Here is a 15,477-nt window from a genome sequence, read left to right as displayed (position 1 = left end):
GTTCAGCTCCGCGTAGGTCAACGACTCCGCTCCGCACAACACTGCCACTTGCTCCGGCGTGTTCGCTGCCTGCTGCTCAAACAGACTGCTTAACGTTTGATCCTGCGGATAGGCTACCGCCGTATCGCCCCAGACCTGAACGATCTGTGCCTGTTCTTGCGGGGTCACCAATGCCAGCTCATTCACACGGATATGTGGGTTGTCTACGATTTGTCCGATGACGTGGTTGATATGACCCTGGATACGATCCATTGCAGACCGGTTATACACCAGCGCATTGTATTCAAGCAGGATAGAGATATCTTCGTCAGGCACGACAATCAGGTTAAAATCGTAGTTGGTTTGCTCGGCAAGTGCCACATTGGCAATCGAGAAGCCTGTTTGTGCCTTTGTCTCGCCGGAACCGCCTATCTGCTTCATCTGCTGCCCAATCGGGTAGTTTTCAAAGACCATGATGTGATGAATCAGGTCTTGTTTTTGTTCAGTCCGTGCCTGAATATCGTACAGCGGAAACGTATCATAGACACTGGAGGCCAAAGCCTGTTCCTGTGTGCGCTGCAATACTTCAGCAAATGTAGCATTCCGTTCACTTTGAATCCGAACCGGTATGGTATTGATAAACAATCCAATCATGTTCTCCACACCTGGAATGTCTGCCGGACGACCGGATACCACACCACCAAACACAACATCCTGATTATTATTGTATTGCTGTAAAATAACGCCCCACACACTTTGCAGCAAGGTGTTAATCGTGACATGTTGTTGCTTGGCTATTTGCTTTAATGCGGCACTCCGTTCTTTACCCAACATAAATGGCAGCTTTTCCGAAACATAGCCAGAATTTGAACTTCCACCACTTCCGTCTGGTTCTTCATCCCGTGCGGCTACAGAAGCTTGCGCATTCTCACCAGGCAACAAGGTTTGCTGCTCAAAGCCTGCCAAATAGTCACTCCAATAACGGGTCGCTTCCTGTGCATCCTGATCTTGCAACCATTCGATATAGTCACTATACGGCTTGACAGGTGCGAGCTCTGGCTGCTTGTTCTCCAGCAAGGCAGCATAGGCACCAAACACTTCGTCTGTCATCAGCGACAGGCACCAGCCGTCCATCACAATATGATGGAAGCTCCATACAAAACGGTATGAGCTTTCACCCGTGCGGAAGACGGATACGCGCATAAGCGCATCCTTGCTTAAATCAAAGCCTCGAGCTTTGTCCTGGGCCACAAATTCAGCTACAGCCTGTTCACACCCTCTAACGTCCTCATAAAAGAAGCTCGGACTTTTATGGCGATAGACGATTTGCAAGGGTTGACCATGCCAGCCGCTGTAGAAATTCGTCCGTAATATAGCATGTCGACTAACCAGCAGCTTCAGACTTTCCTCGAATGTGGACGGTGCAAAATGGCCCTCCAGATCAAAGGTCGCCTGTTCAAAATACACGCCTGTTTCAGCATTCATTAGACTGTGGAACAGCATGCCCTTTTGCATGGGCGTTAGCGGGTACACATTTTCCAATTCCCCAACCGTCTTGGTCTGCTCCTTAATCGTATCTAATTGCTCCAGGGTCAGACCTTTGAACAGTACATCACTTGGAGTTAATTCGATCCGATCTCGTGTAACACAATGCTCGATAACTTCAAGCAGATTGGATTTCAACAGGTTGGCTAACATTTGGACCGTATCTTTACGGAAGGCTTTGCCGTTATATCGAATGTCCAGTTCCAGGATGCCGTTCGTTACGATTCCGCTCACATCGAGCGCAAATTTCATCTTCGTCCGGTCACTAACGACCGATCCCATCGAGTAAGGAGACATACGAATATCGCTGTTTTGCAAGTCCTGATCCAGCTGTCCGAGGTAATTGAAGCTCACTTGCGGCTCGGCAAAAGCTTGATGTTGAGCGAGATTCAGTGCATCTGCTTGCTGACCCATGGCTTGGCCAGATTCACTCAAATATCTCCAGATTCCGTAGCCCATTCCTTGATTCGGAATATCACGCAGACTCTCTTTGACCTGTTTGATGCGTTCCGACAAAGCCTGATCACGACCGATGTCCAGCCATATCGGATATGGACTCGTAAACCAGCCTATGGTACGAGAAATGTCCGTATCCGGCAAAATGTTCTCACGTCCGTGTCCCTCTAAATGAATCAGACTGCGTTCATGGCCGGTCCATGTGTACAGCATCATGCCCAAAGCCGTCAGCAACAGATCGTTCACTTCCGTGTTGTACGCGCGGTGCGCTTGCTTCAATAGTCTCTCTGTCTCTTCTTCCGTAAGCTGGAAGACCACTGTATCGGTGTCAGCCAAAGTAAATGAGTCAGCCTGCGCTTGATCCTCAGGCAATCGTACTTGGTCAGACAAAGCGACTGCGTTCCATTGCTCCCAGTAGGCGTGCTCACTGTCCATGGCTGTGCTATTCGCATACTTGGAAAGTTTTTGTGACCAGGAACGGAAGGAATCCGTTTTGTCCGGCAGCTGAAGCACTTTCTGATGAACGGCCTGTTCATAGGCAGTAGCCAAATCCTCAAACAAAATACGCCAGGATACCCCGTCCACCACCAAATGGTGAATCACCATCAGCAAATGATCGCCATCTACACAGTGGAACAAACCTGCTTTAAACAGCGGCCCTTCATGCAGTTGGATACTCCTTTGAATTTCACTGGCTTTCGCCTCAATGGCTGCGCTGAGCGTGGCTTTATCCGTCAAGTTCGTAAAGTCCACCACATCCAGATGATACAGCTCACCTTCCTGTATTCCGCGATTCCATGCTTGATAGCCTTGTTCTGTCTTGCTGAACACCATCCGCAGAGCATCATGATGCTCTGTTAGTTTGCCAAGCGCCTGACGCAGAGCCGACTCGTCGAACCCCTGCTCCCGGTGCAGTATCACCGCCTGATTAAAGTGATGCACGTCTACTTGCTCCTGCGCAAAGAACTCGCGCTGGATCGGAAGCAACGCCGTTTCTCCGCTTACTTCTCCCTGATCTGCCCTACGACTGACCTCGTGCATATGCGGTGCCAGGGTTGCGACGATGGGATAGCGGAACAAATCCTTCATGTCCAGCTTGTAGCCTGCCTGGAACGCACGGGACACAATCTGAATCGCCTTGATCGAATCGCCACCCAGATCAAAGAAATTGTCCAACATACCGACGGTTGGCACGCCCAGGACGGACTGCCAGACCGCTACAAGCGCTCGTTCCGGTGCAGTGCGTGGCTCTACATAATCCGCACCGCTGTGCAGATTGCCTTCCGGTGCTGGCAGGGACTTGCGGTCGATTTTACCGTTCGGTGTCAGCGGCATCTGCTCCAACCAGATGAAATACGACGGCATCATATAGCTTGGCAGTTCTTGTCCCAGCTCATGTCTCAGCTCACCGGCTCCCAGTTCTTGACTCGCCACATAGTACGCCACGAGCTGTGTTTGACCCGTTTCGTCCCCACGAGCCATGATGACCGCTTCTTGCACCGACTCCACCTGCAACAGCTGCGATTCGATCTCGCCCAGTTCGATTCGGTAGCCCCGAATTTTCACCTGATGGTCCATCCGCCCCAAATATTCAATGTTGCCGTCCGGCATCCATCTTGCCAAATCGCCTGTACGATACATCCGCTCATGGCCTGCCTTGCCCCCAGCAAACGGATTATTTACAAATTTCTCAGCCGTCAGTTCTTCACGTTTCCAATATCCACGGGCCAAGCCTTCCCCTGCAATACATAACTCGCCCGGCACGCCGACGGGCTGCAATTCCCCATTCGCATTCATGATATAGATTTGTGTATTCGCAATAGGACGTCCAATATTAATATGTTGAGCATGGGTCAGTTCCTGCACGGCCGACCACACCGTCGTTTCTGTAGGTCCGTACATGTTATAAATACGGGGACCGTTTATTTCTTGCAATGCTGCGAGCAGCTTGGATGGAAGTGCTTCGCCCCCAACCATAATTGCCTTCACGCTTTGCAGCGCGCGCGAGCCTGCTTCATGACCCAACAGCATTTGCAGCCGAGATGGTGTCATTTGCAACATCTCAATCGAATGTTGAGTAATCAACTCACCAAGTGCCTGAGGATTCACCTGATGCTGGCTGTCGCCAAGCACAACCGTCATTCCACCCAACAGGGGGAGAATGGTTTCCAATACGAAAATATCGAATGAAATGGTCGTCAGTGACAACATGGTTTGGCTCGCTTCAAAATCAATGACTTCGCGCATCCCAGTAATAAAGTTGAGGACCGAGCGATGCTGGAGCATAACTCCTTTCGGATTTCCAGTCGAACCCGACGTATAGATGACATAAGCCAAATGCTCTGGGCGGGCAATCGTCTCCAGGTTGCTACTTTCTCCCTGATACAATGCGGCATCCTCAAGAAACAGGGTATTGGCATGGCAATGGTGTTCTTCTGCCAGTTCACGACGGGTCAGAAGCACTGCGGCCTCGCTGTCTTCCAGCATGTATGCAATACGAGAGGATGGAAATTCGGGATCAATCGGCACATAAGCACCGCCTGCTTTTAGCACAGCCAGCAGACCTACGATCATTTCCACGGAACGCTGCACCATCAGACCGACCAGTTTGTCAGGTCCTACTCCCTGGGCTTGAAGCATTCGAGCCAATGAATTGGCACGTTCATTCAGCTCCCGATATGTCAGACGCTGATGTCCAAACACCAATGCTACCTGATCCGGCGTATATTCTACCTGCTCCTCGAACAGCTGATGGATCGTCTGTTTGCATGGGAATGCACAAGCGGTATCATTAAAGGCCGCTGTAATCTGTTGTTTTTCTGCTGCTGTGAGTAGTTCCAGTTCTTCCACCCGAACATGCGGATTGAGCGAAATTTGCTCCAGCAAACGTGCAAAATGTCCATACAAACGCTCAATGCCTGCTTGATCAAAGCTGAGCGTGTTATACATAAAACGAATCTTGATGCCTTCTCCCGGCATCACGACGACGTTCAGATCATAGTTGGTTGCCTCTGTAGACACCACGTTCGAAATCGTAAATTTATTCTGCCCATCGCCGCCTAACTGTTCTACCTGCTGCTCCACCGGATAATTTTCAAAAATCATAATATGATTGATTAAATCCTGCTTCTGCTCGGTCAGTGCTTGAATTTCATACAGCGGGAACGCATCGTAGGCATTGGAAGCCAGCGCCTGCCGCTGTGTTCGTTTCATCAGCTCGACAAAACTTTCACCTGGTTCAGACTGCACACGCACTGGAATTGTATTGATAAATAGCCCGATCATGTGCTCCACGCCTGGAATATCTCCCGGGCGACCGGACACAACGCTGCCGAACACGACATCCGTACTGTTGTTATATTTTTGCAACAGAACGCCCCATACGGTTTGAATCAGCGTATTGATCGTGACCTGATTTTGCTTCGCCACTTGTTCGATCTGGGCAACCAGCTCTGGTTGGAATTCGCAATCCAGATCTTCAGCGATATATTCCCCGGTGTGCATCGATTTAGGCTGTGTTTTTTGCTGGGGAAGCGTAATTTGCTGCTCATAGTCCGCCAGATACCCACGCCAGTATTGCAAGGCTGCCTCACGGTCTTGACGTTCCAGCCATTCAATAAATCGACTGAACGGCGTGACAGGCTCCAGTGCTGGCTCATGACCCGCGCGCAGTGCCAGATAGCTACCAAATACCTCCTGTGTCATAAAGGACAAACACCAGCCATCCATCAAAATGTGATGGAAGCTCCAAATAAAGTGATACGTTTCATCCCCGGTTTGTAGGATCGAGATACGAAGGAGTGCGTCCTCCGCCAGACGGAATCCTTTCGCTTTATCAGCAAGGGTAAATGCCTCCACACGTGCTTTACGTTCTTCTTTTTTCAGTCCGCGCAGGTCTTCATAGTACAACTCTCCGCTGCGGTTGTGGAAAACGACCTGTACAGGCTCATCCTTCCATGAACTGATAAAGTTCGTCCGCAATGCCTCATGACGCTGTACGAGCAGATCCAAGCTCTTGCCGAAAGTAACCACATCAAAACGCCCGTTCAATTCAAAGGTGGCCTGCTCAAAATACGCCGCCGAATTCTCATCCATCAGGCTGAAGAAGAGCATGCCCTTTTGCATCGGTGTCAAAGCATACACATTTTCCAGTTCACCCATATCTCGCGTATCCTTCACCAATTGCTCCAGCTCGTCCAGCGTTACATGGTTTAACAGCACATCACTTGGGGTCAAAACCGTTCTCTCTTGGGCGACACAATGATGAATGACTTCACGCAAGCTGGATGCCAGCAGCTCTCCAAGCCGTGCAATCGTTTCTTGGCGGAATTGCGTTGTACCGTAGCGAATCGTGAAAATCAGTTCTCCATCCTCGATGACTCCATTGATATCCAGTGCAAAATCCATAGCCGCATTCGTGCTGACAGGCACACCGATGGAATAGGAGGAAGGCTCCAGATCATTGCCTTTATAATCCTGATCGAATTGGCCCAAATAGTTAAAACTGATCTCAGGCTGAGCCTTTAACTGCACGCCTGCTTTCTCCAGAACATTCGTATCCGACAGGTATCGTAAAATACCATAGCCGATGCCTTTCTGCGGAATATGACGCAGCCCTTCCTTGACCCGTTTGACCAGACGAGCCGTATTCCTCCCTTGTCCCAGACTTCCATCCAGTACAACCGGGAACTGGCTCGTAAACCAACCGACTGTCCGCGTAATATCCACATCCGGTACAATAGCTTCCCGTCCATGGCCCTCCAGGTTGACCAGCACCCGTTCAGAACCAGACCAGTCATATACGGCTTTTCCGAGCGCAGCCAGCAGCAGGTCATTCATTTCCGTGTTGTATGCGCGATGAGCTTGTTTGAGCAACTGCTCGGTTTCCTGCTTCGTCCAGCGGACCGTCACAACCTCACTGTCTCCAAGCAATGCATTGTCATTCGCAAAATCCTTTGGCAAAGGCTTCGCCAGACTCGCTTCTGCTTGTTCGATATGCTGCCAGTAGGCTAGCTCACGCTCCATCGTCGCCCGATTCGCATAGGCTGACAGTTGTTTGGCCCATACCTGGAACGAATCTGTTTTATGCGGCAGTCGAATAGCTGTGCCTGTTTTACCTGCAACAGCCTGCTCATAACCGGACGCCAAGTCCTCCAGCAAAATACGCCACGATACGCCGTCCACAACCAAATGATGAATGACCATTAATAAATGGTCGCCCTCAGCGCAATGGAACAGACCGAGCTTCACAAGCGGACCCTCGCTCAAATGAATGCCTGCTTGAACTTCACTCGCCTTGGCTTCGACAGCGGCAGATTCGTTCTCCATTCCTCTAAAATCTACGATGTCCAGTGTGTATAGCTCGCCTTCCTCTACACTGCGGTTCCAAGCGGCATAGCCCTGCTCCCTCTCACGGAATACCGTGCGCAATGCGTCATGATGCTGGACAATACGGTCCATTGTACGGCGTAGCGCGTTGACGTCAAAGCGCCCAGCTCGGTACAGCATCATCGCCTGATTGCTGTGGTGCAGATCAGCAGGCTGCTGCTCGAAGAACCATCGCTGAATGGGTGTCAGATCTACCTTGCCTACTGCTTCTTCCTGACTGGCCATCTTACCATCTGTACGAAGCAAAGGACTGAGCGCCGCTACCGTCGGATTGCTGAAGAGATCCTTCATGTTCAATCGATAGCCTGCTTGCAGCAAGCGGGACGATACTTGCAGTGCTTTGATCGAATCGCCGCCCAGTTCAAAGAAGTTATCCTGCGTGCCTACCGCTTCCACGCCGAGTACTCCGGCCCACACTGCAGCCAGTACTTGCTCTGCCGTAGTACGTGGTGCCACATAGGCTGCACCCGTATGGATGCTTCCCTCCGGTTCCGGCAAGGCCTTGCGATCGATTTTGCCGTTGCTGGTCAGCGGAATCGTCTCCAGTCGCATCAAGCGTGCTGGCACCATGTGCGCTGGCAGTCCTGCTTCTAGCTCGGCCTGTACTTCCTCGATCCGCAGCTCGGTTTCTCCTGTGATGTATCCGCACAAGTACTTGTGTCCACGCTCATCCGTCCGGTCGATGACTACCGCTTGACGCACACCCGGCACCCGCTGGATTGCCGTTTCAATCTCGCCCAGCTCAATCCGGTAGCCCCGGATTTTGACCTGATAGTCCATCCGGCCGATAAAGTCCACATTGCCGTCTGGCATCCACCGCGCCAGGTCACCTGTGCGGTACAATCGTTCACCGGCTACATACGGATTCGCTACGAACTTCTCGGCCGTCAGGTCTGCACGGTTCAGGTAGCCTCGTGCCACGCCAGCACCGCCAATGCACAGCTCACCCAGTACACCGATCGGCACCGGATTCAGCTGGCTGTCCACGATGTAGAAGCGTGCGTTCAGCCATGCCTGACCAATCGGCACACTGCCGCTACTTGGCAGCTTTGACAGTTCTTCGTCGTAGAAGCTGGAGTCAATCGCCGCTTCCGTGACGCCATAGCTGTTCATAATGCGAATATCTGCGCCAAACCGTTCTTGCAGCACCCGATAATCCGTCACGCTGCAGCTATCCGAGCTGGTGATCAGCAGTTCCAGACTGCTCATGTCAAGGCCCTGTTCATGCACATGCTGCATAAACGGTACGATTAAAGCCGGTGTGGATTCGAACACCGTAATTTGGTAATCGTGAATCCAGCCGTACAGACGGCTCGGATCAATCCGGTCGTCTTTTGGACAGATAACCATCGTGCCACCGTTATAAAGTGCCCGCGCGATATCGCCGACGAATACGTCGAAGGAGAAACTTGCCAGTTGTAACAGGCGTACCGGGAACTGATTTAGACGGTAATCCCGGCGGTATGCCGCGGCTGTGTTTACCAAACTGTGATGCTCGATCATGACACCCTTCGGACGTCCCGTTGTACCGGACGTGTAGATCACATATGCCAGATCCTGCGGCTCGTTGATAGGTTCCACATCCGTGGCATCTCCGGTGTACAGCGACTCATCGTCCAGCGCTAGCACGGCATGCAGACGCAAGTCCACTGCGGATTCGGATGCTGATTCGCTGTCAGACTCCGAATTTGGTTTCAAGCTTAATTCTTCATTCAGGCTGTCTCTTTCCATCGTTTCAGCGCCAGCCGCTGTCTCCAACTCTCCCTCAGATTGCCCTCCGACCAAGGCCTGTCGGCTTTCCTCCAGCCATGCCTGCGCGCGCTCCTGCAAACCTGTTTGCGTTAGCAGCACTGTCGCACCGCTGTCCTCGAGCATAAAGCGGATCCGTTCGGACGGATAATCTGCATCTAACGGCACGTATGCACCGCCGGCCTTCCACACCGCCAGTACGCCGACCATCATGTCCACCGATCGCTCGCTCAAAATACCAACAATGGATTCACGCCCAATGCCTTCATTCCGCAATCTACGAGCAAGTTGATTCCCACGCTCGTTCAGCTCGCGGTACGTAAGCTGCCGCTCCTCGTATATCACTGCCACATGATCCGGCACAAGCTGCGCTTGTTCTTCCACATAGGCATGGAACAACAATTCAGATTCTTTTTCGTCACTCCATGCAGATACGCCCACGGATCCAAAACCATCGATGATTTTTGCTTTTTCCGCAGCAGTCACCAGCTCTAACTCATCTACCAGCGCATCTGGTCTGTTAATCGCTTCTTCAATCATATGCAGCAAATGCTCGCGGATTTGCTCGACAGCTGCACGTTCAAACACCAGCGCGTTGAATTCCAAATGAATGTCTATTTCATCGCCTGGCACAACCGTAATGTTAAAATCATAGTTCGTTTGCTCTGACATTGAAGCATTAACAATCGTAAAACCGTTCGTGTCACGGCTCCCCATGTGCTCCATACGCTGTTCCACCGGATAGTTTTCAAACACCATAATATGGTTCACCAGGTCCTGTTTCTGCTCAGTCAGGGCCTGAATTTCATACAGCGGATAGGTTTCATAGGCACGGGAAGCCAGTGCCTGCTCCTGTATCTGCTTCATTAACGCAGCAAACGTCATATCTTTCTCACTGTGAACTCGTACAGGAACCGTATTAATGAACAAACCAATCATTTTATCGATGCCCGGAATATCCGCTGATCTGCCGGATACGACACTGCCAAATACAACATCCCGACTGTTGTTATACCGTTGCAGCACAACGCCCCACGCTGCTTGCAGAAGGGTATTGACCGTTACTTGCTTCTGCTTAACCAGCTTGTTCATCCGTTCCGTCACTTCGTGGCCCAGTGTAAACGAAAGCTTATCCCCTTCATATCCCTTGGCGTGACCGTCCAGCTGTTTTACCTGCGGTAATACGGTCTGCTGCTCAAAGCCAGCAAAATAATCACTCCAGAACCGTTCAGCCTCCACGTTGTCCTGCCGATCCAGCCATTCAATGTATTCGCTGTATGGTGTTACCGGGGCGAGCTCCGGCTTGCGGTCTTCGAGTATGGCAAAGTACTTATTAAATGCTTCCCCTACAACAAGGAACAAGCACCAACCGTCCATCAAAATATGATGGAAGCTCCACACAAAACGATACGACTCCTCGCCTGTACGTAAAATAGACACCCGCATCAGCTCGCCTGAGCTGAAATGAAAGCCTTCGGCTTTGTCGCGCTCAGCAAAATCAGCAATATATGCGTCCTGCTCACCTTGTTCCATCGAACGTACATCTTCAAAACGGAACCCGGCGTGCTTGTGACGGTACACCACCTGTAAAGGCTGCTCATTCCATCCGCTATAAAAATTCGTTCTGAATATTTGATGGCGATCCACCAGCTGATTTAGGCTTTCGGCAAAAGCCTCCACTTGAAAGCTGCCTTGCAGATCAAATGTCGCCTGCTCAAAGTACGCCCCAGATTGCGGCTCCATTAAGCCGTGGAACAGAATGCCTTTTTGCATGGGTGTGAGCGAATAAATGTTTTCCAGTTCTCCCGCATTAGCCGTCTGCTCTACAATATGATCCAGCTCTCCAGCCGTCAGTCCTTGGAAGGACAAGTCGCTTGGTGTCAGCTCCGGCAACTCTTTACCCACACAGTGAGCCAATATCTCACGTAAGCCCTCCTGCAACAGATCAGCCAGCTTTTTGATTGATTTTTTCATAAACATTTTGTTGCTGTAGCTGATCGTCAGTTCCAGTGCACCGTCCGTGATCATGCCGTTGATATCCAGAGCATACCGCTTGGTCAACGTGTCACTCATGGAAGCTCCGATGGAATAAGGAGACATGCGGAACGCATTATTCTTTAAATCCTGATCGAATTGTCCGAGATAGTTAAAGCTGATTTCTGGCTCGGCAACAAAAGCTGCTTCTCCTTCACCGCTAGCAAGATATCTCAAAATCCCGTATCCAATCCCTTTATGCGGCAAACGGCGCAGCCCTTCTTTGACGTTCTTGACACGCCGTCCTACATTCCGATCCTCGCCCATATTGAGTACAACCGGGAATTGACTGGTAAACCAACCGACTGTGCGCGTAATATCCATATCCGGCAAAATGGCTTCCCGTCCATGACCCTCCAGATTTACAAGCACCTGACGGATGCCCGCCCACTCCTGAATTGCAGTGCCCAGAGCTGTCAGCAGCAGATCGTTTGCTTCCGTATTGTAGGCCCGATGAGCTTGTTTCAAGAATTGTTCTGTTTCTTCTACCGTCCACGCTACGGTCAGCGTCCGATCATCGCGAAGCTGTGGCTTGGCCTGAGATTTATGAGTGTAATCCATAGGCAAGGATGCCAGACTCTTCCCTGCTTCCTCCACCTGCCCCCAATACGCACGTTCCTTCTCCAACGCGGCGCTGTTCGCATAAGCTGACAGCTGATCTGCCCACAGGCGGAAAGAATCCGTCTTATTCGGCAAGCGGACAGACTCGCCCCGTAAAGCCTGCTCATAGCCGGATGCCAGATCCTCCAGCAAAATACGCCATGATACGCTGTCGACCACCAAATGGTGGATCGCCACCAGCAAATGGTCTCCATCGTTGCAACGGAACAGACCCAGCTTTACCAGCGGTCCTTCGGATAGATTCATTTTGTTTTGAATTTCAGTTGCTTTCGCCTCAATCGTCGCGCTCAGAATGGCTTCATCCGTCAAAGCCCTAAAGTCTAGCACGTCCAGAAGATACAGCTCGCCTTCCTGTATTCCGCGGTTCCACGCTTGGTAGCCTTGCTCGGTCTTCCTGAATACCATCCGTAGTGCATCGTGATGCTCGGTCAACTGGATTAGCGCCTGATGCAAAGCAGCTTCGTCAAAGCCCTGCTCCCGGTGCAGCATAACCGCCTGATTAAAGTGATGCGCGTCTACATGCTCCTGTTCAAAGAACCAATGATGGATCGGAAGCAATGCCGTTTCCCCGCTCACTTCTCCCTGATCTGCCATACGACTTACCATAAACGGTGCCAATGCTGCGATGGTTGGACAGCGAAGCAGATCCTTCATATCCAGCTTGTAGCCTGCCTGGAACGCACGGGATACGATTTGAATCGCCTTGATGGAATCGCCGCCCAGATCAAAGAAATTGTCCAAAATACCTACAGTTGGCACGCCCAAGGCAGACTGCCAGATCGCCACGAGTGCCCGTTCCGGCGCGGTATGGGGCGCTTCATATTCCGCTCCGCTTTGCTGACTGCCTTCCGGTGCTGGCAGGGACTTGCGGTCGATTTTACCGTTCGGTGTCAACGGCATCTGCTCTAACTGAATGAAATACGACGGCACCATATAGCTTGGTAGCTCCCGCCCCAGCTCACTTCTCAGTTCACTGGCTTCCATTTCTTGACTGGCCACATAGTACGCCACCATTTGTTTTTGACCCGTTGTTTCGTCCGCACGGGCCACGACAGCCGCTTCTCGTACCGACTCCACCTGCAATAGCTGCGATTCGATCTCGCCCAGTTCGATCCGGTAGCCACGGATTTTAACCTGGTGATCCATTCGTCCCAAATATTCAATATTGCCATCCAGTGTCCATCTCGCCAAATCGCCTGTACGGTACATCCGTTCATAGCCCTCTTTGCCTCCGGCAAACGGATTTTCCACAAATTTCTCTGCCGTCAGATCTTCGAGATTCCAATACCCACGGGCCAATCCTTCCCCCGCAATACATAACTCGCCCGGCATACCGACTGGCTGCAATTCCCCGCTCGCATTCATGATATAGATTTGGGTATTCGCGATCGGACGTCCTATATTAATTTCTTGAGCATGAGTCAGTTCCTGTACGGTCGACCAAACCGTCGTTTCTGTAGGTCCGTACATGTTATAAATACGGGGACCATTTATTTCTTGCAGTGCTGCGAGCAGCTTGGACGGAAGGGCTTCACCTCCCACCATGATTTCCTTCACGCCTCGCAGCGCGTGGGAACCAGCTTCATGATCCAGCAGCATCTGTAGCCGGGATGGTGTCATTTGCAACATGTCTATAGAATGATGAGCAATCAACTCACCCAGCGCCTGAGGGTCCACCTGATGCTGATGGTCGCCAAGCACAACCGTCATTCCAGCCAACAGTGGCAAGATGGTTTCCAAGACGAAAATATCGAATGAAATGGTCGTGAGTGACAAAATGGTTTTGCCAGCTTCAAAGTCAATGATTTCATGCATCCCGGTAATAAAGTTCAGTACCGAACGATGCTGGAGCATAACTCCTTTTGGATTTCCGGTCGATCCAGAGGTATAGATGACGTAAGCCAAATGCTCTGGGCGAGCAATCGTCTCCAGGTTGTTGCTTTCTCCCTGATACAATGCTGCATCCTCAAGAAATATTGCATTGGCATTGCAATGATGTTCTTCCAACAGATCACGACTGGTCAGAAGCACGGCAGCCTTGCTGTCTTCCAGCATGTATTGAATACGAGATGACGGAAATTCAGGATCGATCGGCACATAAGCACCGCCTGCTTTTAGAACAGCCAGCAGGCCTACGATCATTTCCACGGAGCGCTGCATCATCAGGCCGACCAGCTTGTCAGGTCCTACTCCCTGTGCTTGAAGCATTCGTGCCAATGAGTTCGACCGTTCATTCAGTTCCCGATAAGTCAGACTCTGACTTCCAAACATAACCGCTGTCTGATCTGGTGTGCATTCTGCCTGTTTCTCGAATAACTCATGAATCCCCACATCGTCTGGAAAGGGAACTGTGGTCGCATTAAATACATTCATAATTTGTGCCCGCTCTTTGTCACTCATCAGTGACAACTCCTGAATCCGCTGCTGTGGCCCTTTCACCATATGCTCTACCACACTCAAGAATTGACGAATAATTCGAGCGATTTCCTGCTCGCTGAACAGCTCGGTCCGATAATCTAGTTGCAATACAAGTTTATCCTCATCCAGCATATCAATCATGGCAATATCAAAGTCACTCACTGTATCTCCGCAGAAATCGGTATGCACCTGCTGAACAGCTTCATCAAAACGAGAGAAGCTCAGCGTACGGTACTGAATGGTGACGCCAAACAGGCGGCCAATATCCGTGCCGCTTTGTTGTTCACGCAAATCCTGTATGATTTTGTTATACGGATAACGCTGATGCCGCAAAATGGACGACTGCTCCTTGCCAACACCCTGTAGGAAAGTAAGCAGCTCGGATTCCGGCTCAACTTGCAAACGTGTAGCCACAGTGCTGACGAACATGCCCATTGTATTTTTTTCCTTCTTCAACGTACGGTTAGCATACAATGTACCAACCGTTAAATCTTGTTCACCTGTCGTTTTATGTAAATAAATATACAGAGCAGCCAGGAAAAATGTAAAAATACTGATGTTATGCGCCTCGCAAAAAGCCGTGACACCACGATATAATTCGTGCTCCAGTGTATAGGTCTCCCGGCGTGCAGCCGTGCTTACTGTGAGCGGATTGTACGATTTTAAACCTGTAACCTCCGGCAAATTGGCAAATTTCTCCGTCCAGTACATCTTATCCTTTTGATAGCGGTCCGATTGCTCATAGCTTTGCTCCGTCTGAATAAAATCGAGATATGAGTTCGCTGGGGCCGGCGCATCTGAACCTGTACCATGCACAATATTCATATAATTCCCCGTAATTTCATTAATGGCCTGCTCCATGGTAACGCCATCCGAAATAATATGATGCATCTTGAAACTAAACCAGGTGTCTTCTGCCCCCAGCTGCAAAATAGTAAACCGATACAGCTGCGAATCCAGTAAGGGGAACGGCTGTGCGTTGTGATGGCTGACCCATAGCTCAGCTTCCTCCGGGGTAACCTGAAGCGTTTCTATGCTTTGAGCAGCAAACGGTTCCACATATTGATAGGGGATGCCATCCCGAGCCGTGATTTTGATACGAAAAGAATCGTTTTGTGCAATCACCCGGTTCATTGCCTGCTGCAATGCATCTATTCGAACCGTTCCCTTGATTTTAACAGTGGTAATAATCGTGGACGTGTTGCGATTGGGATACACAAGCTCCGTGTACCAAATACGTTGCTGTGGTTGGCTTAATGCAAACAGTTGAACATTGTGCTGAGTCAT

1 protein-coding gene (only partly in view) is annotated in these 15,477 nt (G+C 50.7%); it reads right to left on the bottom strand.

The window, feature by feature from the left end; all coding sequences use genetic code 11:
- Positions 1-15,477: the 5' portion of a non-ribosomal peptide synthase/polyketide synthase gene (locus MKX46_RS02120; RefSeq protein ID WP_341070825.1), read on the bottom strand. It extends 26,706 nt beyond the left edge of the window; the window shows 15,477 of its 42,183 coding nt (coding positions 1-15,477); it begins with the start codon at positions 15,475-15,477; its stop codon lies beyond the left edge, outside the window.

The organism is Paenibacillus sp. FSL P4-0113 (assembly GCF_038009305.1).
Classification (GTDB): domain Bacteria; phylum Bacillota; class Bacilli; order Paenibacillales; family Paenibacillaceae; genus Paenibacillus; species Paenibacillus polymyxa_D.
The sequence above is the reverse complement of the archived record's forward strand: the minus strand, read 5'-3'. Positions and strand labels throughout refer to the sequence as shown.